At 72.0% G+C, this 21,884-nt stretch carries 20 protein-coding genes; 13 read left to right on the top strand and 7 right to left on the bottom strand.

Annotated elements, in window-relative coordinates; translation table 11 throughout:
- Positions 1 to 124: 124 nt before the first annotated feature.
- From KIK05_RS03470 to KIK05_RS03445, 6 genes are all read left to right on the top strand, one after another.
- Positions 125 to 1,003: a carbohydrate ABC transporter permease gene (locus KIK05_RS03470; RefSeq protein WP_308249722.1), complete on the top strand. Its 879-nt coding sequence runs from the start codon at positions 125 to 127 to the stop codon at positions 1,001 to 1,003.
- Complete coding sequence (locus KIK05_RS03465; protein WP_308249721.1) at positions 1,000 to 1,881, top strand: carbohydrate ABC transporter permease; 882 nt, start codon at positions 1,000 to 1,002, stop codon at positions 1,879 to 1,881. The genes KIK05_RS03470 and KIK05_RS03465 overlap by 4 nt, the downstream gene beginning before the upstream one ends.
- Entirely contained in the window at positions 1,878 to 3,311 is a 1,434-nt protein-coding gene (locus KIK05_RS03460) for a GH1 family beta-glucosidase (protein ID WP_214409050.1), read from the top strand. Before KIK05_RS03465 ends, KIK05_RS03460 begins: the two co-directional genes overlap by 4 nt.
- A 26-nt stretch (positions 3,312 to 3,337) precedes the next feature.
- Entirely contained in the window at positions 3,338 to 4,357 is a 1,020-nt protein-coding gene (locus tag KIK05_RS03455; protein ID WP_214409049.1) for a LacI family DNA-binding transcriptional regulator, read from the top strand.
- A gap of 47 nt (positions 4,358 to 4,404) precedes the next feature.
- A complete protein-coding gene (locus KIK05_RS03450) occupies positions 4,405 to 5,757 on the top strand; it encodes a GH1 family beta-glucosidase (protein WP_214409047.1) in 1,353 nt (450 codons plus the stop codon).
- Positions 5,758 to 5,955: 198 nt separating this feature from the next.
- The gene (locus tag KIK05_RS03445) at positions 5,956 to 6,921 is read left to right on the top strand and encodes a DUF5954 family protein (RefSeq protein WP_214409046.1); all 966 of its coding nucleotides are present in this window, start codon (positions 5,956 to 5,958) and stop codon (positions 6,919 to 6,921) included.
- Positions 6,922 to 6,950: 29 nt separating this feature from the next.
- On the opposite strand, the gene KIK05_RS03440 is transcribed toward KIK05_RS03445, so the two are convergent.
- Both KIK05_RS03440 and KIK05_RS03435 read right to left on the bottom strand, forming a co-directional pair.
- Positions 6,951 to 7,313 carry a cupin domain-containing protein gene (locus tag KIK05_RS03440; RefSeq protein WP_214409045.1) on the bottom strand — a complete coding sequence of 121 codons (363 nt, stop codon included), beginning with the start codon at positions 7,311 to 7,313 and terminating at the stop codon, positions 6,951 to 6,953.
- 36 nt (positions 7,314 to 7,349) lie between these two features.
- Positions 7,350 to 8,171: an AraC family transcriptional regulator gene (locus KIK05_RS03435; RefSeq protein ID WP_214409044.1), complete on the bottom strand. Its 822-nt coding sequence runs from the start codon at positions 8,169 to 8,171 to the stop codon at positions 7,350 to 7,352.
- Positions 8,172 to 8,325: 154 nt separating this feature from the next.
- Here KIK05_RS03435 and KIK05_RS03430 point away from each other — a divergent pair, with 154 nt between their 5' ends.
- The 4 genes from KIK05_RS03430 to KIK05_RS03415 all read left to right on the top strand — a co-directional run bounded on the left by KIK05_RS03430 (position 8,326) and on the right by KIK05_RS03415 (position 12,593).
- Positions 8,326 to 9,183, top strand: a complete 858-nt coding sequence (locus KIK05_RS03430) for an alpha/beta fold hydrolase (protein WP_214409042.1) — start codon at positions 8,326 to 8,328, stop codon at positions 9,181 to 9,183.
- Between the two features lie 18 nt (positions 9,184 to 9,201).
- The gene (locus KIK05_RS03425; RefSeq protein WP_214409040.1) at positions 9,202 to 10,497 is read left to right on the top strand and encodes an FAD-dependent monooxygenase; all 1,296 of its coding nucleotides are present in this window, start codon (positions 9,202 to 9,204) and stop codon (positions 10,495 to 10,497) included.
- A 168-nt stretch (positions 10,498 to 10,665) separates the two neighbouring features.
- Positions 10,666 to 11,565: an aldose 1-epimerase family protein gene (locus KIK05_RS03420; RefSeq protein ID WP_308249720.1), complete on the top strand. Its 900-nt coding sequence runs from the start codon at positions 10,666 to 10,668 to the stop codon at positions 11,563 to 11,565.
- A gap of 29 nt (positions 11,566 to 11,594) precedes the next feature.
- A complete protein-coding gene (locus KIK05_RS03415; RefSeq protein ID WP_214409038.1) occupies positions 11,595 to 12,593 on the top strand; it encodes a phosphotransferase family protein in 999 nt (332 codons plus the stop codon).
- Between the two features lie 147 nt (positions 12,594 to 12,740).
- Here KIK05_RS03415 and KIK05_RS03410 read toward each other — a convergent pair whose 3' ends face one another.
- Entirely contained in the window at positions 12,741 to 13,283 is a 543-nt protein-coding gene (locus KIK05_RS03410) for a hypothetical protein (RefSeq protein ID WP_214409037.1), read from the bottom strand.
- A 171-nt stretch (positions 13,284 to 13,454) separates the two neighbouring features.
- Between KIK05_RS03410 and KIK05_RS03405 the strand changes: the two genes are divergently transcribed.
- Positions 13,455 to 14,672 (top strand): FAD-dependent oxidoreductase, encoded by a 1,218-nt coding sequence (locus KIK05_RS03405; protein WP_214409036.1) that lies wholly within the window; start codon positions 13,455 to 13,457, stop codon positions 14,670 to 14,672.
- Positions 14,673 to 14,802: 130 nt separating this feature from the next.
- Positions 14,803 to 16,143 (top strand): class II 3-deoxy-7-phosphoheptulonate synthase, encoded by a 1,341-nt coding sequence (locus KIK05_RS03400; RefSeq protein WP_214409035.1) that lies wholly within the window; start codon positions 14,803 to 14,805, stop codon positions 16,141 to 16,143.
- 72 nt (positions 16,144 to 16,215) lie between these two features.
- On the opposite strand, the gene trxA is transcribed toward KIK05_RS03400, so the two are convergent.
- Together trxA and KIK05_RS03390 are read right to left on the bottom strand one after the other, a co-directional pair.
- Positions 16,216 to 16,614 (bottom strand): thioredoxin, encoded by a 399-nt coding sequence (gene trxA, locus KIK05_RS03395; RefSeq protein WP_214409033.1) that lies wholly within the window; start codon positions 16,612 to 16,614, stop codon positions 16,216 to 16,218.
- 155 nt (positions 16,615 to 16,769) lie between these two features.
- A complete protein-coding gene (locus KIK05_RS03390; protein ID WP_214409032.1) occupies positions 16,770 to 19,148 on the bottom strand; it encodes an ExeM/NucH family extracellular endonuclease in 2,379 nt (792 codons plus the stop codon).
- A 214-nt stretch (positions 19,149 to 19,362) separates the two neighbouring features.
- On the opposite strand from KIK05_RS03390, the gene KIK05_RS03385 reads away from it, so the two are divergent.
- The gene (locus KIK05_RS03385) at positions 19,363 to 20,829 is read left to right on the top strand and encodes a pentapeptide repeat-containing protein (protein WP_214409031.1); all 1,467 of its coding nucleotides are present in this window, start codon (positions 19,363 to 19,365) and stop codon (positions 20,827 to 20,829) included.
- Positions 20,830 to 20,901: 72 nt separating this feature from the next.
- Here KIK05_RS03385 and KIK05_RS03380 read toward each other — a convergent pair whose 3' ends face one another.
- Both KIK05_RS03380 and KIK05_RS03375 read right to left on the bottom strand, forming a co-directional pair.
- A complete protein-coding gene (locus tag KIK05_RS03380; RefSeq protein WP_214409030.1) occupies positions 20,902 to 21,360 on the bottom strand; it encodes an SRPBCC family protein in 459 nt (152 codons plus the stop codon).
- On the bottom strand, positions 21,357 to 21,671 hold the full coding sequence (locus KIK05_RS03375) for an ArsR/SmtB family transcription factor (protein WP_214409029.1): 315 nt from the start codon (positions 21,669 to 21,671) through the stop codon (positions 21,357 to 21,359). Before KIK05_RS03375 ends, KIK05_RS03380 begins: the two co-directional genes overlap by 4 nt.
- Positions 21,672 to 21,884 lie beyond the last annotated feature (213 nt).

The raw sequence follows: 21,884 nt of genomic DNA, 5'->3' as shown, positions 1-21,884 counted from the left end.
TCCCGGGGCCGGCCCCGCACATCCGATGAGCGTCAACCTCCACACGCAGAGGGCGGACCCGGCGCCACCTCCTCCACGGCGGGGAGGCCACGGGGGCCGGCCCCAGCGCCGTTTCTGGTCCCAGGTGGACCTCAAGGCCACCCCGTACTTCCTGATCTCGCCGTACTTCGTCCTCTTCGCGATCTTCGGCCTGTTCCCGCTGGTGTTCACCCTGTGGGTCTCGCTGCACGATTACGAACTGGCGGGCGGCGACGCCAAGTTCACCGGCCTGGAGAACTACGCCAAGCTGCTGGCGGACGCGGACTTCTGGAACGCCGTGATCAACACCGTCGGCATCTTCGTGCTGGCGACGGTGCCGCAGCTGGTCCTCGCCCTCATGCTCGCCAACGCCCTCAACAAGCGCCTGCGCGGGCGGCTGTTCTTCCGCCTGGGCGTGCTCATCCCGCTGGTGACCTCGGTCGTGGCGGTCGCCATCGTGTTCACCCAGCTCTTCGGCCGTGATTTCGGCCTGGTCAACTGGCTGCTGAGCTTCTTCGGGGCCGACCACGTCAACTGGCAGAACGCCAAGTGGTCCTCCTGGACCGCGATCGCCACCATGGTCGACTGGCGGTGGACCGGCTACAACGCGATCATCTACCTGGCCGGCATGCAGACCATCCCCCGCGACCTGTACGAGGCGGCGTCCATCGACGGCGCCACCCCGCGCCGGCAGTTCTGGAGCATCACGCTCCCGATGATCAGGCCGACGATCATCTTCACGGTCTTCGTCTCCACGATCGGCGGCCTCACCCTGTTCGCCGAGCCGGTCATGTTCGGCAGCAACCGGATGGACGGCGGCAGCACCGGGCAGTTCCAGACGATCGCCATGTACATCGTCAAACAGGGATTCAGGGACTTCGACTACGGCTACGCGGCCGCGGCCGCCTGGCTGCTGTTCTTCCTGATCCTCGTCGGCGTCTCGATCAACTATCTGTTCGTGCGCCGGATCGGAGGCAGCAAGTGACCGCGATCACCCAGGCTCCGCCGCGGCACGCGGCCGGAAGGAGCCGGCGCGACCCGTTCGCCGCCACGCCGCTCACCAAGATCGCCCTGGGCTTCACCCTCATCCTGTCGATCTTCCCCATCTACTGGATGATCATCATCGCGTCCCGGACGAACTCCGACGCGGTGGACATCCCGCCGCCGCTGCTGCCGGGCGGGAACCTCGGGGAGAACGTCCGCAGGGTGCTCAACACCGAGGACGCGCACTTCCTCACCGGCCTGCTGAACTCGCTGGTCGTCACCTCGACGGTCACCGTCTCGGTCGTGATCATCTCGACGTTCGCGGGCTTCGCCTTCGCCCGGCTGCGCTTCCGCGGCCGCAGCCTGCTGCTCGGCTCCATCCTGCTGACGATGATGGTGCCCCTGCAGCAGATGGGCATCGTGCCGCTCTACCAGCTGATGGTGAGCCTCGGGTGGGTCGGCACGCTCAAGGCGGTGATCCTTCCTTACCTGCTCAACGGGTTCGGCGTGTTCATGATGACGCAGTACACCGACCAGGCCGTCCCCGAGGAGCTGGTCGAGGCGGCGCGCGTCGACGGGGCGACCACCATGCGGATCTGGTGGAACGTCATCCTTCCCGCCGTACGGCCCGGCATGGCGGTCCTGGCGCTGCAGACCTTCATGTTGAACTGGAACGAGTTCATGTGGCCCATGATCGTCCTCACGCCGGAGAACCCCACGGTGCAGGTGTCGATCAGCTTCCTCACCGCGGCGCACACCACCGACTACGTGCTGATCTTCACCGGAACGGCCCTGTCGGTGCTCCCCCTCATTGTCGTCTTTATCGCGTTCGGCCGGCAGATCGTCGGCGGACTCATGGAAGGTGCGGTCAAAGCGTGACCACGCAGGAGACTCAACCCGAGACCGACGCCCCCGCCCTGGCGTTCCCCCCCGGCTTCGTGTGGGGCGCCGCCACCTCGGCGTACCAGATCGAGGGCGCGACCGGCGCCGACGGCCGCGGCACCTCCATCTGGGACACCTTCGTCCGGCAGCCGGGCCGCGTCGTCAACGGCGAGGACGCCGAGGTCGCCATCGACCACTACCGCCGCTACCGCGACGACGTCGCGATCATGGCGGACCTCGGCCTGACCGCCTACAGATTCTCGGTCTCCTGGCCGCGGATCATGCCGGAGGGCTCCGGCCAGGTGAACGAGGCCGGGCTCGACTTCTACCGGCGGCTGGTCGACGAGCTGCTCGCCCACGGCATCCAGCCCTGGCTCACCCTGTACCACTGGGACCTCCCGCAGGCGCTGGAGGACGCGGGCGGCTGGCCGCTGCGCGACACCGCCGCGCGCTTCGCCGACTTCGCCGCCTGCGTCCACCAGGCGCTCGGCGACCGCGTGCGCGACTGGACGACGGTGAACGAGCCGTGGTGCGCGGCCTTCCTCGGCTACTCCTCCGGCGAGCACGCCCCGGGACGCCGCGAGCCCGCCGCGTCCGTCAGGGCCGCCCACCACCTGAACCTCGCCCACGGCCTCGCCACCCAGGCGCTGCGCGCCCAGGGCGCCGGCGCCATGATCGCCGGCGCGGTCAACCTGTACGCCGTGAGCCCGCACAGCGACGACCCCGCCGACCTGGACGCCGCCCGCCGCATCGACGGCCTGCAGAACAGGTTCTTCCTCGACGCCCTGCTCAAGGGCTCCTACCCCGAGGACGTCCTGGACGACCTGAGCCGGGTCACCGAGATCGACTTCATCCGGGACGGCGACCTCGCGACCATCTCCGCCCCGCTCGACCGGCTGATGGTGAACTACTACAGCCGCTTCACCGTGTCCGGGAAGCCGGGCGGGGCCGCGTCCGCCGCCGCCGCGCCGACCGGCGCCGGCTCGCCGTGGCCGGGCAGCGAGGACGTCTCGTTCGTCAACGGCGGGCGTCCCGTCACGGCGATGGGCTGGGAGATCGACGAGTCCGGCCTGTACGAGGTGCTCAAGCGGGTGGCCGACGACTACCCGGCCATCCCCCTGGTCGTCTCCGAGAACGGCGCGGCGTTCGACGACGTCCTCGACGGCGGCGCGATCGACGACCGGGAACGCCTCGCCTACATCGAGGCGCACCTGCGCGCCTGCCACGCCGCCATCGAGGCCGGAGTCCCCCTCAAGGGCTATTTCGCCTGGTCGCTGATGGACAACTTCGAATGGGCGTGGGGGTACGGCAAGCGCTTCGGACTCGTCCACGTCGACTACGCCACCCAGCGCAGAACCCCCAAGGCCAGCGCCTTCTGGTACGCCGGGACGATCCGCCGAGGCGGTCTCTCCGGTCCGGCAGAATAGGCTCCGACACCAGGAGGGGGCTTGTCATGAACGGGGACCGCCGCCCGGGCGCGCGACCGACCCTGGAGGCCGTCGCGGCCCGAGCCGGGGTTGGCCGCGGCACCGTCTCGCGCGTCATCAACGGCTCGCCCAAGGTCAGCGAGAAGGCACGCGAGGCCGTCCGGCAGGCCATCGAGGAGCTCGGCTACGTGCCGAACCGGGCGGCGCGCACCCTGGTCACCAGACGCACCGACACGATCGCGCTGGTGGTGTCGGAGTCCGAGCAGCGCGTCTTCGACGAGCCGTTCTTCGCGGGCATCATCCGCGGCATCGGCTCGTCGCTGGCCGAGACCGGGCTGCAGCTCATCCTGACCATGGCGCAGTCCCGCGACGAGCACGAGCGGCTGGAGCAGTACCTCACCGGCCAGCACGTCGACGGCGTCCTGCTGATCTCGCTGCACGGCGCCGACCCGCTGCCCGGCCGGCTCGAGGAGATGGGCGTGCCCACCGTCCTCGGCGGCCGGCCCGTCGGGCTCACGCCGTACAGCTACGTCGACATGGACAACCGGGCCGGGGCCCGGCAGGCGGTCAAGTACCTCCTCGCCAAGGGGCGGCGCCGCATCGCCACCATCGCCGGCGCCCAGGACATGTGCGCGGGTGTCGACCGTCTGGCGGGCTACCGCGACGCGCTGCTGGCCACCGGCCTGCCCGAGCTGGTCGCCTACGGCGACTTCAGCGAGAGCAGCGGCATCGAGGCGATGCGGCGCCTGCTCGAGGAGCACCCCGACCTCGACGCGGTGTTCACCGCCTCCGACCCGATGGCCATCGGCGCGATGCGGGTGCTGAAGGACCACGGCAAGTCCATCCCCGGCGACGTCGCGGTGATCGGCTTCGACGACTCGACCGTCGCGGCGCACACCGTCCCGCCCCTCACCAGCGTCCACCAGTCCACCGAGGACATGGGCCGCCAGATGGCGCAGCTGCTGGTCGCCCGCATCAACGGCGAACGCCTCCAGCAACCCGTCGTGATCCTCGACACCCACCTGGTACAACGCGGCTCCGCCTGACCCTGCCTCGCTCTCCACGGCCCTTTCGTCCGGCGCCGGGCCGCAGCATGCCCTCCTTCGATCATCTCCTGGAGTTCATCGTGCCCGAGCAGCGTTTTCCCGGCGATTTCCTGTGGGGGGCGGCCACGTCCGCCTACCAGGTCGAAGGCGCCGTCGACGAGGACGGCCGCGGGCCGTCCGTCTGGGACACCTTCGCGGCCGTGCCCGGCAACGTCAAGAACGGCGACACCGGGGCCGTCGCCGCCGACCACTACCACCGCCTCGACGCCGACCTCGACCTCATGGCGTCGCTCGGCCTGCGCGGCTACCGGTTCTCGATCGCCTGGCCGCGCGTCCAGCCGGAGGGCACCGGCAGGCCGGACCGGCGCGGCCTCGACTTCTACCGCCGTCTCGTCGCCGGACTCACCGAACGCGGCATCCGCCCGGCGGCCACGCTGTTCCACTGGGACCTCCCCCAGGCCCTGCAGGACGCGGGCGGATGGGAGAACCGGGACACGGCCAAGAGGTTCGCCGACTACGCCGAGATCGTCTTCGACGCGCTGGAGATCCGCGACTGGCTGACGATCAACGAGCCGAAGACCGTGGTGGACTGCGGGTACCGGTGGGGCGTCCACGCCCCCGGCGTCCGCGACGACGGGCGCGCGTTCGTCGCCCTGCACCACCTGCTGCTCGCCCACGGTCTCGCCGCGCGGGTCCTGCACGAGAGGCACCCGGGCCGCCGCGTCGGCCCCGCCCTCAACCTGCACCCGGTGTACCCCGCCGACGACCGCCCCGGGACGGCGGCCGCCGTACGGCACCAGGACGGCCTGGAGAACCGCCTGTACCTCGACCCGATCCTCACCGGCGCCTACCCCGCCGACACCCTCGAATGGATCGCCCGCCGCTCGCCCATGCCGGAGCATGTCCTCGACGGCGACCTCGCCACGATCGCCGAGCCCGTCGACGTCCTCGGCGTGCAGTACTACAACCCGCTCGTCGTGGACGCCGAGGGGAACCGCGTGCTCAGGCACCCGACCGCGCAGCTCGACTGGCTGGAGATCTACCCGAAGGGCCTGTACGACACGCTCGTGCGGCTGACGCGCGACTACCGGCCCGTGCCCATCATGGTCACCGAGAACGGCGTCGCGGCCGCCGACGAGGTCGGCCCGGACGGGCGCGTCCACGACGAGGGCCGTGTGGCCTTCCTGCGCGACCACCTCTCCGCCCTGGCGGGCGCGCTGGCGGAGGGCGTGCCGGTGGAGGGGTACTTCGTCTGGTCCCTGCTCGACAACTTCGAGTGGGCCGAGGGGTACGACGCGCGCTTCGGCGTCGTCCACGTCGACTACGCCACCCAGGGGCGCACCCCGAAGGACAGCGCCCTGTGGTACCGCGACGTGATCACCACCGGGCGCCTGCCCTGACGGCTCTCACTGGGACAAGCGTCCCGGAGACGGGCATGCCTCCCGTGGGGCCGCCCGCCCTCGGGGGTGGGCGGCACCGCCCAGGCGCCGGGGATATGGCCGCTTTGAAGGGTTTTGCCCGGTCAGATGGGGTGCCCGGCGAAGAGGATCACGGGAAACGCCCCTCGCGCGCCCCACCCGCCGACCATCATGTGGAGCATGAACTCCGGCAGCATGCCCGGCTACGACCTGATCAACGTGGTCGAGGTGACCGACAGGACGGTCGCGGCGCGCGAGCGCGAGGCGGCGGAGCGCGTGGTGCGCTACCCCCAGCTGCTCGGCGCCGGCCCCGCGCACTTCTGGCTGGCCGAGTACGACGGCCGGTGGCGGATCCGGGGCAACGCCGAGCTCGACCCGTGGGACGTCCGCACGAGCCTGGCCTCCCGCCTGCGCTTCGCGAGCGAGGAGGTCACCGGCGACGACGAGCGGGCGGAGATGCTCGATCTGGCGTCACGGCTCGACCCCGAGCAGTACGAGGTGACCAAGCCGGAGGCCGGCAACGAGTGGGTCGTGACCGGGAAGAGGTACCGGGTGATCCGCGGCCACGAGTTCGTCCGCTGGGGGGACGACGGCCCGGAGCCCTCCCGCGCGACCGACGCCGACCCCGGCGGCGGGCACGCGGAGGAAGCGTACGTGTTCGATCCGGCCGCCCCGACCACGCCCACCGACGCCGCGCTCCGGCTCGACCTGGTCAACCTCGTGCCCGACCCCCAGTGGGTCTCCCCGGAGACGGCGGCCGACGCCAGGGCCGCGCTCACCGCCTACCCCGGCGTCGTGCTTCTGCCGGTCTGCCATCGGGCCATGGAGGTGGACGACGCCGGCCGCTGGACGCCGATCGGCCAGGGGAGCCCCGGTCCCGGGCAGGCGCGGGAGACGCTCGCCGACTACTTCCGGCTGATGCTCCCCCGCTTCCCCCCGGAGGACTGGACCCCCGGCGACGTCGAGGAGGCCGTCAAGGCCGCCGAGCACCTCGCGGGCGACCCCGCGACCGACTTCGTCGTCGCCGGGCGCCACTTCAGGATCGTCAGGGGCATCCGCATGATCCGCGTGGGCCGCGACGGCCCCGAACCCGCCCGCCCGTCCGACGAGAGGCTCTACCCCGAATGGCTGGCCGACACGGCCTGAGGTCCGCCGAAATGCGGCCGGGGGCGCGGTCAGCGCACGGCGTAGCCGGGGAGGGAGGGCCAGCGGACGGTGATGACCACCGACTCCTCCTCGGCGTACCACGAATGGTCGACGCCCTGGCCCCAGACGACGTAGTCGCCCTGCTCGGCGAGCACCACGCTGCGGCCGGGGAACTCCAGCCGGAAGCGGCCGCTGACGAGGATGAGCAGCGCGGTGCGCTTCTCGCCGGTCACCCATTCGGCGCGCTCGTCGCCGCGGGGGTGCACGCCCCATTTGATCTCGACGTCCTCGCTGTGCCGTACGTCGCCGGAAGGCCTGAAGTGCCCGAGGAGCCATCCTTTGTCGGCCGCCGCGTCCGGCCCCGCCTTGCCCACGTACACGTTCTCGGTCACGAGGCGGCACCCTAGCAGCGGACCGGCACACCTCCGTCAGGCGAGGGGGGCAGGGCGTGGGCCTCGGCCGCCCCGCCCGGTCCTGGACGTGATGCTTGCCGGTGTTCCGCGGCTGGGCCATGCGATGTCGTCGACGGCGAGAAACGGCTCGCCGGCCACGGTCGCGGGGGTCGCCCCGGTGAACGCCATGACGTCCCGATGCAGGTGGGACTGGTCGGTGTAGCCCGCGTCGGCCGCGACCCGGGCCGCGGCCTCACCAGCGACCAGGCGGTGGGCGGCATGGTCGAAGCGGACCAGCTTCACGGCGCGCTTGGGCGGCAGGCCGAGCTGGGACCGGAAGCGGGACCACAGCCGCTTACGGCTCCATCCGACCTCGGCCGCGAGCTCGTCGACGCGGGCCAGGCCGCGGCTGCCGACGATCCGATGCCAGGCCCAGGTCACCTCCGGGTCCACCGGCGGCCCCACCTCATGCCGGCGGGCGAGCAGCGCGTCCATCAACGCGAAGCGATCCTGCCAGGACGAGGCATCGCCCAGTTGCTCACGGATCCGGGACGCCTCCCGGCCCCACAGGTCGTCGAGGGCCACCACGGCGCCGTCGAGGGCGGCGGGAGAGACGCCCAGAACCGCGCGTGCGATCACCGGGGACAGGCGCACCTGCACGCACTCGACGTTCTCACCCCACGCCCGGACCGCGCCTCCGGACCCGAGCCCGGGCCCGGCGACGACGCTTCCCCGCTGCCGCCGCCCGGCGGCCTCGTCCACGACGGGCGAACCCGCGCCGAAGTCCAGGAGCAGCGTCACGGCCGGATGGGGGACCATCCGGAGCGCGTCCAGATCACGGACACGGAACCCGGCCATGGAGACACCGGCCACCCGGCTGGGCCGCCGTGGGCATGCGACGTCCCACACAACCGCACCGTGCACGAACGTTCGCACCGTCCCATGCTAGCGAGCCGGCGGCGGGGAACATTCGTCCAATCCACCGGCGCGTACCGGCGGCGACAGTGGGCTCATGACTGTTTCTGACGGCGGTCCGTACGTGAACGGCGGCGCCGGGGCCACCGAGAGTTCGACCCTGCCCATGGACGACGGCGAGATCCACGTGTGCCAGGACGGCCCCCGCGACGCCCCCGCGCTCCTGCTCCTGCACGGGTCCGCATCCTCGACCCGATCGTGGGACCCGATGGTTCCGCTGCTGACCGGATCTCACCGCGTCATCCGGATCGACCTGCTCGGGCACGGCCGGTCGGCCAAACCGGCCGACCGCAGCTACGCGCTCTCGGACCAGGCACGCAGGGCCGGCGCGGCCCTGGACCGGCTCGGCGTCGAGCACGCCATAGTGGTCGGCCATTCCAGCGGCGGCGCGGTCGCCACCGCCCTCGCCGAACAGCGTCCCGACCTGGTGACCGCGCTCGCGTTCATCAACACCGGCCCCAGCCTGGACGCCTTCATCGCACCGGAGTCCGCCGCGTTCGGACCCTCGCAGTGGCCACCGACCGACGAGCAGCTCCGCCAGTTCGCGAGCACCGGGTTCAGCCGCGCGGGCCACCGGATCCCACAGGAGCTCCTGGACGAGGTGCGCGCCATGACCTACCACACCCTTACTACGACGATGCAGGCCACCCGCCACTATCTGGAGCAGCAGGCGCTCCCGGATCGGCTGACGGTTCTGGGCAAGCCGCTACTGGTGATCTTCGGCGAGGACGACCGCAGATGGCGATCCTCGTCCGCCTCCGACTACCGCGCCGTTCCGGGGGCGAAGGTCGAGTTGCTGCCCGGTCTCGGGCATTCGCCCCTGCTCGAGGATCCGCCGCGGACCGCCCTCTCCCTGCTGGCCTTCACCGCGATCCACGCCGTACGGGCGGACTGAATGACAAGGAGGAGTGCCATGCGGATTCTCGTCTCCGGCGCCAGCGTCGCCGGTCCGGTGCTGGCCTACTGGCTCACGAGACACGGCTTCGAGGTCACCGTCGTGGAACGGGCTCCGTGCTTGCGCAAGACGGGCGGGCACGCGGTCGACCTGTTCCGGCCGGCGATGAACATCTCGGAGAAGATGGGCGTGCTCCCGCGCATCGAGGAGCGGGCCACCGGCACGAGCCGGATGGTCATCCACCCGGAGGGCGCACGGCGTCCCGTCCGGGTGGACCTTTCGAAGATCTTCGGCGCCACCTCCGACCGGCACGTCGAGATCATGCGCGACGACCTGAGCGAGATCTACTACGACGCCGCGCGCGACGACGTCGAGTACCTCTTCGGTGACTCGATCACCGCGATCTCCCCCGGCGGCGAGGTGCGGTTCGAGAACGCCGCGCCGCGCCGCTTCGACCTGGTCGTGGGCGCGGACGGGCTGCACTCCAACGTGCGCCGCCTCGTCTTCGGCGACGAGTCCCGCTTCAGTGCCTTCGCCGGGGCCTACCTCGGGGTGCTGACCCTGCCCGGCGCCTCCGGCCTCGACGGTGAGCTCCACATGCACGTCGGCGTCGGCCGCACTGCCGGCGTGTACGGTGCGCGGCACCTCGGCGACGCGCGGGCGTTGTTCCTGTTCCGGAGCGAACGCGAGCTCGACCACCACCACCGCGACGTATCCAGGCAGAAGAAACTGCTGCAGGGGGCGTTCGCGGGCATGCACGCCGACGTGGACCGCTGGCTGGACGAGGTGGACCGCACCCCGGCGTTCTACTTCGACTCGATCACCCAGCTCCGCATGGACACCTGGTCGCGGGGGAGGGTGACGCTCGTCGGCGACGCGGGATACTGCCCCGGCCCGGCCGTCGGCGGCAGCACCAGCCTGGCCGTCGTCGGCGCGTACGTCCTCGCCGGGGAGCTGGCGCGGGCGGGCGGCGACCACGAGCGCGCCTTCCCCGCTTACGAGCGCGCGATGGCGGAGCCCGTGCGCGGCAGCCGCACGGCCGCACTCAGCGCGGCGAAGACCCTGATCCCCACTTCCCGCCTCGGCGTGCGGGGACTGGCCCAGGGGGCCCGCCTGATCTCCGCCCTGCCCGCGGGGCCCGGCCGCGCTCTGCTCCGCCTCACCACCAAGAGCGCACGCCTCCACAACTCCATGACCGTCGAGGACTACCCGCCGCCGCCCACCGCGCCAGGAGGCCGGGCGGGCGATCCCGAAGGGCCGCCTCGCGGGCGGGCCCGGGATGGAGTGAGGAGTGCCGCAGACCGGCGGAATTAGTTGACGGTCCGCACGAAACCGATTACGGTGTGCTCCGTGGGAGCGCTCCCATCACTCTCGGCACACGGGTTTTTGGCGACCCGCCCGGGTGCCGGGAATGATGGGGGCGGCGTAACCGCCCGGTGCCGCCTCGATCTCCACACCCGTGCCTCGAAGAGAGGATCCCCCGTGTCCCAGTACGTTCTCGACGGCGGCGGCTACCATGCCGAGATCACCGAGATGGGCGCCGCCCTGCGGGTCCTACGGCACGGCGGCCGCGACCTGGTGGCGAGCTGGCCCGAGGGCGGCCCCGTCCCCCACTACAGCGGCACCCTGCTCGCGCCCTGGCCGAACCGCGTCGCCGGCGGGCACTACACCTTCCGGGGCGAGGCGCTGACGGTGCCGGTGAACGAGCCCGAGCGCGGCCACGCGCTGCACGGCCTGGTCGCCTTCGCCGGCTGGAAGGTCGTCGAGCTGCTCACCGTCGAGGACGACCACGCGTTCGTCCGGCTCGCGCACACCATCGAGCCCTCCCCCGGCTACCCCTTCCGCCTGGCGCTCCAGGTGCGGTACGCGGTGGCCGCCGACGGGCTGACCACCACGCTCACCGCCGAGAACATCGGCGACCGCCCCGCGCCGTACGGCTGCGGCCCCCACCCCTGGCTGATCGCCGACGGCGGCCCCGAGGAGGGCTGGGAGTTCGACCTGCCCGCCGGGCGGGTGCTGCTCACCGACGACGTGCTCATCCCCACCACGCTGGAGGACGTCGCCGGCACGCGCTTCGACTTCCGGTCCCCCCGCCCGCTGGCCGGCACCGTGCTCGACGAGGCCTTCACCGGGATCGTCCCCGGGGCCGACGGGCTGGCCCGGGTGCGGCTGCGCGGCGCGGAAGGCGGCATCCAGATCTCCTGGGACGCGGCGGTCCTGCCGTGGGTGCAGGTGTGCACCGGCAGCGGGTTCGGGCACCGGGGCATCGCGGTCGAGCCGATGACCTGCCCGCCGGACGCCTTCAACTCCGGCACGGACCTCGTGGTGCTCGATCCGGGCGCCAAGCACGAGGCCTCCTGGACGATCTCCATCATCCCCTGACAGGTAGCGGCGGCGGAGGTGAGGCGGCGGTGGAGAGCAGGACCAAGCGCAAGCTGACGGCGTCCCAGCTGGACAACCTCCTCCTCGGGGCGATGGGCTCCGGGGTGGCCGCGGCCGAGGAGCTGGCCGACGGCTTCGCCAACGCGGTGTGGCGGCTCACCCTCGACGACGGCCGGAAGGTCGTCCTGAAGGTCGCGCCGCCGCCCGAGCTGGAGCAGCTGCGCTACGAGCGCGACCTGATGCGCATGGAGGTGCTGGTCTACCACCTGGCCGCGCCCACGGGCCTGCCGCTGCCCCGGCTGCTGCACGCGGGCTTCGACGATCCCGTCCTCGGCGGCGACTACCTGATCCTCTCGGCCCTCGACGGGGTCCCGTGGAACCAGGCGGGCTCCCTCGGCGAGGCCGAGCACGGCGCGCTGCGCCGCCGGCTCGGCCGCCATCTCGCCACGCTGCACGCCATCCCCTGCCAGGGCGTGTACGGCTACCCGCACGCCGAGCTGACCGGGGCCACCTGGCGGGAGGCGTTCCTCGTCATGACGGGCGCCCTCCTCGACGACGCGGTCCGGTACGCCACGCCCCTCCCCTGCTCCCCGCTCGACATCGCCGCGGCCGTCCACGAGGGCGCCGGCGCCCTGGACGAGGTGACCGAGCCCTCGCTCGTGCACTTCGACGTCTGGCCGGGCAACGTCTTCCTGTCGCTGCCACCCGGCGGGGAGCCCGAGATCCAGGCGATCATCGACCACGAGCGGGCGTTCTGGGGCGACCCGCTGGCCGACTTCATCACACCGACGCTCTTCGAGGATCTCCGGGAGGACGACCCTCTCGTCGCGGGCTACCGCGAGGCGGGCGGCAGGCTGGAGCTGACCCCGGGGGCCCGGGTCCGCGAGGCGCTGTACCGGGTGTACCTCTACCTGATCATGCTGGTCGAGAACGGTCCCCGGCAGTATCCCGAGGAGTTCTACGCCCCGATCCGCGAGCGCTGCGCCGCGGGGCTGATCAAGTACCTGGCCCTGGCCAGGCAGCGGTGACCGTACGCCCTGGTGCGGCGGGGCAGGCGGCCGACGCAGCGATGGCACACCGGTCTCGACAGGCGCCTGCGCGCGGGTAGCGCCGCCCAGGGACCTGGTCCCCGGGCGGCGCCCGCGCCGGAAGTCATGTCCGCGGCCACCTCGGGCTCACGTCTCCCTGGCGCGGTTGCCCGCGACGAGCTGGTCGCTCGGGTAGGCGGTCTCCTGCCGCCGCACCGGCTCGGTGCCGGCGCCCGAGCGTCCCTCGGCACGGTCGTCGACGCCGTCGCCGTCCCGGTCGGGCACCTGCGCGTGCCGCCCGGTGGGCGCGGGGGCCGTGACCGGCGTGGACGGGGCGGGCGGCGTCCGCTGCCCGGGGACCGACGCCGCGGTCCGCTCGGCCTCCAGCTTGCGTTCGAGCCTGCGCTTCTCCTCCTCCAGCTGGGCGACGCGGTCACGCGTCTCCAGCCTGGCCTCGCGCATCTTCCTGCGCCTGACGCCCGCCCGTCGCATACCGGCCGTCAGCAGCATCAGGCCGATCAGGAACACCGCCGCGGTCGCCGCCCCGGCCAGGAACAGTTCCAGCTTGCTCAGCTGGAACGCCTGGTCCCCGACGGTGACCGCCGCCGTGACGGCACCGCCCTGGTCGTTCGCCACCGCGATGACGGCCGCGCCGGCGAGCACGATGAATAAAAGGCCCAGCACGATCATGTGACCTCAACTCCAAGTCGCCTCGGTGCGGCCCCTCTTGGGAGCCGACCTCCGACTGCCCCCGGACGGGACGGTTATGCGTGCGGATGTGATACGGGCCTCGGCGACACAAGCCCGGTGGGGCTTCATCCGGACGACTCTCTGTGCGATGATTTCAACGGGTGATGAAAAATGTCGAAGACGACCTGTGTGATCGCTGGAGGCGGCCCCGCCGGGGCCGTGCTCGCGCTGCTCCTCGCCCGTGCGGGAGTCGAGGTGACACTGCTGGAGAAGCACGCCGACTTCCTGCGCGACTTCCGCGGGGACACGATCCATCCCTCCACCCAGGAGGTGCTCGACGAGCTCGGGCTGGCCGAGGAGTTCCTCGCCCTGCCGCACCGCAAGGCGTACGAGCTGGACATGTGGCTGGACGACGGCCGCGTCGTCGAGATCGCCTCGCTCAGGGAGCTCAAGTCGAAGTTCCCCTACATCGCGTTCGTCCCGCAGTGGGACTTCCTCCAGCTGATCGTCGCGGCCGCCGGCCGCTACCCCGGCTTCCGGCTCGTCATGGAGGCCGAGGTCACGGGAGTGATCCGCGAGGGGAACGCCGTGCGCGGCGTCCGCTACCGGGACGCCGAGGGCGAGCACGAGCTGCGCGCCACGCTCACCGTCGGCGCCGACGGGCGGCACTCCGACGTACGGCGGGCGGCCGGCCTGGTGCCGGTGGAGTTCGGCGCGCCCATGGACGTGCTGTGGTTCCGGCTGCCGCGCGAGCATGGCGACAGCGAGGAGACCTTCCTGCGGGTCTCGTCGGGGCGCATGATGGTGGCGATCAACCGCGAGACGTACTGGCAGCTCGCCTACGTCATCCCGAAGGGCGGGTACGACCGGCTGCGGTCGCGGGGCATCGAGACGCTGCGCGCGTCGGTCGGCGAGCTGCTGCCCTTCCTCGCCGGCCGCGCGGCGGAGCTGGCCTTCGAGCGGACGAGCGTGCTGCAGGTCGCGCTCAACCGCCTGCGCCGCTGGCACCGGCCCGGCCTGCTGCTCATCGGCGACGCCGCCCACGCCATGTCCCCGGTGTTCGGCGTCGGCATCAACCTCGCCGTCCAGGACGCCGTGGCCGCCGCCAACCTGCTCACCGGGCCGCTGCTGGCGGGCGAGGTGCCCGAATCGCTCCTGCGCAGGCTGCAGCGCCGCCGCATGATCCCCACGGTGGTCACGCAGCTCGCCCAGCGGGTGGTGCAGGACCGGCTGATCCGCCCGGCGCTCACGGGAGCGGCGCCTTCCGTGCGGTTCCCGGTGAGCCCGGCGCAGATCCCGGTGGTCCGCGACCTGGCCCGCCGGTTCATCGGCTTCGGCGTCCTGCCCGAGCACGTCCGCACCCCCGAGGCCCCGGTGCGGGTGCGCTGAACGCCGGCCGTTCGGACATACGGGACGGATGGCACTGGAGGGGTTGCTGACGGGCTGAGGGCTGAGAAAGATTTCTCACCTTGTGGACAGGGACTCGGTTACACAGCAGAAGGTGCAATAGCCTTCTAGGGTGAGCGCCGAACCTATCAACCTCGATTCCTGGCGGGGGCTACCCGCCGCCCAGCAGCCCGACTGGCCCGACCCCTCCGCGCTGGAGCGGGTCGTGAGCGAGCTCGCGGGCCTGCCGCCACTGGTGTTCGCCGGCGAGTGTGACGAGCTCAAGGACCGCCTGGCCGCCGTCGCGCGCGGAGAGGCGTTCGTCCTCCAGGGCGGCGACTGCGCCGAGACCTTCGCCGGGGCGACAGCCGACAACGTCCGCAACAAGCTCAAGACGCTGCTGCAGATGGCGATCGTGCTCACCTACGCCGGCCGCGTGCCGGTGGTCAAGATCGGCCGCCTGGCGGGGCAGTTCGCCAAGCCGCGTTCCAAGCCGACCGAGACCCGCGGCGGCGTCGAGCTGCCGGCCTACCGCGGCGACATGGTCAACGGGTTCGACTTCACGGCCGAGTCCCGCACCCCCGACCCCGCGCGGCTGCTGCGCGCCTACCACTCCTCGGCCGTCACGCTGAACCTCGCCCGGGCGTTCACCAAGGGCGGGTACGCCGACCTGCGCCAGGTGCACGCCTGGAACCAGGACTTCGTGGCCGAGTCGCCCGCCGGGCGCCGCTACGAGCAGCTCGCGCGCGAGATCGACCAGGCGCTCGCCTTCATGCACGCCTGCGGCGCCGACCCCGAGGAGTTCCACACCGTCGAGTTCTACTCCTCCCACGAGGCACTGATCCTCGACTACGACCGGGCCCTGACCCGCATCGACTCGCGCACGGGCCTGCCGTACGACGTCTCGGCGCACATGGTCTGGATCGGCGAGCGCACCCGCCAGCTCGACGGCGCCCACGTCGACTTCTTCAGCCGCATCCGCAACCCGATCGGCGTCAAGCTCGGGCCGTCCACCACCCCCGAGGACGCCCTGGTGCTCATCGACAAGCTCAACCCGGCCAACGAGCCCGGCCGGCTGACCTTCATCGCCCGCATGGGCGCCTCCAAGGTCCGCGACGCGCTCCCGCCGCTGGTCGAGAAGGTCCGCGCGAGCGGCGCCCAGGTCGCCTGGATCTGCGACCCCATGCACGGCAACACCTTCGAGGCGCCGAGCGGGCACAAGACGCGCCGGCTCGACGACGTGCTCGACGAGGTGGCGGGCTTCTTCGAGGTGCACCGCGCCCTCGGCACCCACCCGGGCGGCATCCACATCGAGTTCACCGGCGACGACGTCACCGAGTGCGTCGGCGGCGGCCACCCGATCGTCGAGGAGGACCTCGCCCTGCGGTACGAGACGGCGTGCGACCCGCGCCTCAACCGCGGCCAGTCGCTCGACCTGGCCTTCCGGGTCGCCGAGCTCTACCGCTCCAGCTGACCCGCCCCGGACGACAGAACGGGCCCCCTCCGGCATGTGCCGGGAGGGGCCCGTTCTGTCGTTCTGGCCGTCCTACGGCCGGCTGCCGTCCTCGGGGCCCTCGGCGCGGCCGGAGTCGATGTCGTCGGTGATCTCCTTGCGGATGGCCTCCATGTCGAGCGCCCTGACCTGCCGGATGAGGTCCTCGAGGGCGGGCTCGGGAAGCGCGCCCGGCTGGGCGAAGACGACGATGCCGTCACGGATCGCCATGATCGTGGGGATGGCCGTGATCTCGAAGCCCTCCGCGAGCGCGCGCTCGGCCTCGGTGTCGATCTTGCCGAAGGTGATGTCCCCGTGCTTCTGGGAGGCCTTCTCGAAGATCGGCGCGAAGCTGCGGCAGGGCCCGCACCAGGAGGCCCAGAAGTCCAGCAGGACGATCCCCTCGTCGGCGATCTCGTTGAAGTTGGTCTCGGTCACCGCGATGGTCGCCACTGGTGTCCCTCGTCTCGTATGTCGTCGATGTCGATCGGCATAACCACCTACCCGGTCGGCGAATTCCTCACGCTTCCGCGGCCCGATCGTTCACCGAACCGAGGCCCCCGAGCGAGGCGCGCGGCCCCCGCACGGGGCCGCACGCCTACCGGGAATCAGCCGTCGTGCCCCTTCAGCCGGAGGCCGAACAGCAGCGGGTCGTGGTCGGAGGAGCGGAAGGCTCCCGGCGAGTACAGGGCGGGCGGGTTGAACTCGGTGTTGTAGTCCATGAACCGGCCCTCGTCGGCGTTGATGTGCCAGATCGTGGCGCCGCTCACCCGCTTGAGCACCTGCTTGCCCACCAGCACGTGGTCCAGCTCACCGGACAGGCCGCTGAAGACGTAGCTGTAGCGGTCGCGCTTGTCGAGGAACTTCTTGCTCAGGCTCGTCAGCTTGCCGTCCTCCAGCGTGTGGATCGGGTCCTCCTCGCCGTAGGCGTTGAGGTCGCCCAGCACGACCGGGTTGGCGATCTTGAGCGTGTCGATCAGCCCGAGGGTCGCCTTGGCCTGCCGGACGCGCTCGGCGTTGAAGCAGCTCTGGCCGTCGCCCTGGTCGAGGTCGGCCCCGGTCGCGCCGTCGCAGCCCTTGGACTTGAAGTGGTTGACCAGCAGCGTGAACGAGCCGTCCGCGCCGCCCTTCACCGGCTGGAACTCCTGGATCAGCGGCGGACGGCGGAACACCGGGTCGGTGGAGGAGCGGGCGGCGCCGACCGGCTTGACCGCCGAGGGCTTGTAGATCACTGCCACCTGGATGGCGTCGGTGCCCGGGTTCGGGGAGACGATCCCCTTGTAGGTGCCGGCGCCGACCTGGGCGTTCAGGGCGTCGACGAGCGTGCCGAGCGCGGTGGTGCCGTTGTTCTCGACCTCCATGAGGCCGGCCACGTCGGGGTCGAGGCCCTTGAGGGTGGAGACGAGCTTGGCGAGCTGGCGGTCGCGCTCCAGGGCCGTGTTCGCGCCGCGCGAGCCGAGCGTGGTGAACCAGTTGAGGGTGTTCAGGCTCGCCACCCTGACGTCGCCGCCGACCTTGGCCGGGGCCGCGGGACGGGGGTTGTCGGCCGTGAAGGCGACCTGCTCGGTCGGCTCCACGCGGTAGGCGTCGAAGCCGTAGGTCAGCACGCCGGTGAGCCCCTTGGTCCCGTCTCCGACGCGCACGGTGTCCAGGCCGGCGGTGTGGTACGGCAGGGCGGGCGGGTTCTGGACGTTGGAGCCGTCGTCGAGCAGGATCCGCCGGCGCGCGTCGAGCGCGGCGTCGACGTGCTCGCGGTCGGTGGGCTGGAACAGCCGTCCCTTGGCCGACAGCGTGATCTCGCCGAACCGCGCCAGGTTGTAGATCTCGGACACGGTGAGCTTCTGCGGGAACCTGACGAGCACGCCCTCCAGCGGCTCCAGGCTCGCGCCCTCGGCGATCGGGAGCTTCACCTTGGTGGGCCTGATCGTGCCGGTGCCGCACACCTCGACCGAGGACACCGAGGTCAGCTCGGTGAGCCCGTTGAACTCGGCGACCTTACCGCTGACGAACACCTTGTCGCCGGTGGACACGGGCTTGCCCGAGTAGACGAACACCGCGTCGGAGGTGGCGGGGTCGTCGTCCGGGGTCGGGTCCTGGATGTAGAACCCGCCGAGCCCGCCGGTGCCCTGGAAGTCGCCGGTCACCACGCCTTCGACGCGCACCGGCTTGCCGGCGAGCGGGCTGGCGTCACCGGTGCCCTGGACCTGCGCGATCTCGTCGGTCGCCGGGAGCTCGCACGGCTCGGCGGTACGGGTCGGCGTGGGAGTCGGGGTCGGGGTCGGCGTGGGGGTGGGGGTCGGCGTGGGGGTCGGGGTCGGGGTGCCGTCGCAGGGGGCGGGCGGGGTCGCCGAGTTGCGGGGCTCGGGGGTCCCGGCGGTGAAGTCGGCGGCGTTGGCGTCGGTGTCGGCGCAGCCGTGGCCGCCGCGCAGCGCCGCGGTCGCGTTGGTCAGCGCGGGGGCGGCGGCGCCCTCGGAGAAGTTAGCCGTGCCGTACCCCACCAGGTCGGCGACCAGCGCGAGCTGGTCGGCGGTGCAGGCGGTGGAGCTCCCGTTGCAGGCCAGGCCGTCGGCCGACCTGACCAGGGCCACCTTGCCCGCGGTGCCGCTCATGTTGATCGTGCCGGTGGTGTCCGGGGCCGGCAGCGGGCCGCTGGGGGTGGTGCCCGCGGCGAGCTGCACCAGATGGTAGGCGCCGGGGGCGATCGAGCCGGCCAGGTTGACCTTGTTGGCGGCGAAGTTACCGGTACCGGTGGCGCTGGTGTACTGCAGGGACCAGCCGTCGAGGGTGACGGCCGCGCCGCTGCGGTTGAACAGCTCCACGAAGTCGTTGGTGAACGGGGCGCCGGAGTTGCCGCCCCCGCCGTACACCTGGCTGATCACGACGGTGCCCGGTTCGGCCGAGGCAGGGGACGGCTGGAGCACGGTGGCGCCGGCGAGGGAGACGCCGGCGGCCGCGAGGGCGGCGAGCGCCCGGGATAGAGCACGCATGGTCGGGAGCGTAAGGCCGGGGAACCCTACGTTCTCGTACTAGAACTAGATAGAAGGTGAAATAAGCGAATCTTGACACTTCATGTCGACCGGCTGTCGGCGGCGTTGGCGTCCTCTGCTCTAGCAGGGCGGCGGAATCGCGCCCCGGATACACTCTGTCAGCTTTCCGTCACGATTTAGCGACCCGTTACCCGACATTGGGTATGACTTTGGCATGACGCCGCCCTTGAAGCTCCTGTCCCTGGACGTGGGATGGAGGACCTGCGACGCCGCCCCCGAATGCTTAGGGGTCGCCTGCAAGCCGTACGGCCGCTGCGCGGCACACCTCGCGCCCGCCGAGCTGGAGGAGTTCCTCGGCCGGCTCTCCCCAGGTCAGAGCGTCGACCTGCGAGGCACGACCCTCGGAGAGGATCTTCTCACGAGCATCCTGGACGCGGCCGGCAGACGGCTCGGCAGGGCGAGATTCGACCTGGCCCTGTTCACCGGGCCGGCGCGCTTCGGCGAGGTCGTCTTCGCCGGGGACGCGACCTTCGACCACGCCAGGTTCGACCGCCTCGCGTCGTTCTTCGGGACTCGGTTCACCCGGAACGCCTCCTTCCGGGACGTCCGTTTCTCCCGCGAGTTCTCGATGCACGGGTCCCGCGTCCGTGGGCACGGCGCCTTCGACCATGTCCTGTTCGGCAGCGACGCGCTCTTCGGCGAGGCGCGGTTCGGCCGGGACGCCTCCTTCCGCGCGGCGGAGTTCCACGGCTTCGCCGCCTTCGACGCGGCGATGTTCGACGGGGACGCGGTGTTCCGGGGCACGCGCTTCCGGCGGGCGGTCTCCTGCCGCAGGACCGTCTTCGCGGGGACGGCCGGATTCGGGGGCGCCCGCTTCCACGGCGCGGTCTACCTCACCCAGGCGCGCGTCGGGCGCCGCCTGGCGCTGACGGACGTCCAGGCGCTGGGCCCGGTCGAGATCGACACGTCCGGCTGCCCGCTGGACCTGCGGGGCGCGCGGCTGTCGGGGCGGCTGAGCGCCCGGATGGCGGACGTGGACGTCGACCTGCGCGACGCCGTCCTCGCCGGCCCGGCCGCCCTCACGCGGCGGGCCGGGCGGGTGCGGGTGACCTCCCTCGACCGCCTGGACGCCGCCGCGCTGACGCTGACCGGGATCGACCTGAGCACCTGCGGACTGGGCCGGCTGCGGCACCCGGAGTCGCTGACACTGTCGGAGTGCGTCTTCGCCGCCACCCCGCACGGGGTTCGGCTCGGCCTGGGCTGGCCGCCGATCCGCTGGTGGACCGCCCGCCGGGTGCTGGCCGACGAGCACGCCTGGCGCGGGTGGTCGGTGCGGCCGGAGCAGCCCCTCGACGCGGGGCGGGTGGCGCACCTGTACGAGCGGCTGCGCCAGGCGGTGGACGACAAGAAGATCGCGGCGGACTTCGCCTTCGGCGCGATGGACATGCGCCGGCTGGCCAGCGAACGCGGCCGGATGAGGCTGCTGCTGTCGATCTACTGGCTGGCCTGCGGGTACGGGCTGCGCATGGGGCGCACCCTCGGGTGGCTCGCGCTGCTGACGGCCGTGGTCGCCGGGGTCGTGTACTGGTCGTCGGACGGGCACCCCTCGAGGCGGCCGGTCAGCCACCGCTCGCCCCACCCGGTCCCGGCCGTGCACGCCACCGCGGCCCGCGCCGGGTAGGCCGGCGGACGCGCTGGGTAGGCCGGCGGACGCGCGCGGGGCGGGGACGGGCGGGGCGCCCCTGGAGGGCTGTCAGGAGGGCTCGGTGAGCAGGGCGTCCAGGCGTCGCAGGACGTGGCGGCGCCACCCTCCGCCCATGATCCTGCGGGCCATCTGCTGGCCGGGGTCGTCGGGGTCGAAGCCCTCGTGGTCGAGGAACAGCCGGGTCCCCCGGCCCTCCCGCTCCAGCCGCCAGGTGACGGTGGAGTCGAGGCCGCTGCCGCCGTCGCTCCCGTCGGCCCAGCTGACGCGCAGCAGCTTGCCGGGGTCGAACTCCAGCACCTCACAGGCCACCAGGCCGCTGAACCCGGTGCCGGGGACCGGTTCGGCGCGCATGGTGTAGCGGTGCCCGACCTCCAGGCGGAAGTCGTTCGGCATGAGCCAGCGGGCGATGAGCTCGGGTTCGGTGAGCGCACGCCAGACCTTCTCGGGCGGGTGCGGCAGGAACTCGTCCACGTGGACGGCCGTCCGGTCCTCGGGGGCCTGGGTCATGTGTCCTCGATCTCGTCCAGAAGGTCGTGCAGCCCCGAGAGCTTCTCGCGCCAGAAGCGCTCGTAGGGGGTGAGCCAGTCCCTGACCTCCAGCAGGGGGCCGGGGTCGAGGCTGTAGAGGCGCTCCCGCCCGCTCCTGCGCTCGGTGACCAGGCCGGCGTCCTTGAGGACCTTCAGGTGCTCGGAGACGCTCGGCCGGGCCATGGCGAACCGGTCGGCGAGCCGCCGTACCGGCTGGGCGCCCTCGTCGCGCAGCAGGCGCAGCAGTTCCCGCCTGGCCGGGCTCGCGAGCGCGGCGAACACGTCGGTCATCGCGTCACCTCGGGGAAGCGCATGGCGAGGATTATATGTAGGCGTCCTCCTACCCGTCGCACCCCGGCCACTCAGGGGGCCGGGTCCGGGAGATCTGGCGGTCACCCCCGGGGGCCGGTCAGGGATCCCCCGGATTCCCGACCTCGTACTCCCAAGGTCAGAATTGACCCGGAAGGCCCCGGCCGGACCGGCCGCGATCCTCATGGCCGCAAT

The organism is Sphaerisporangium fuscum (assembly GCF_018531465.1).
Lineage (GTDB): Bacteria > Actinomycetota > Actinomycetes > Streptosporangiales > Streptosporangiaceae > Sphaerisporangium > Sphaerisporangium fuscum.
The sequence above is the reverse complement of the archived record's forward strand: the minus strand, read 5'-3'. Positions and strand labels throughout refer to the sequence as shown.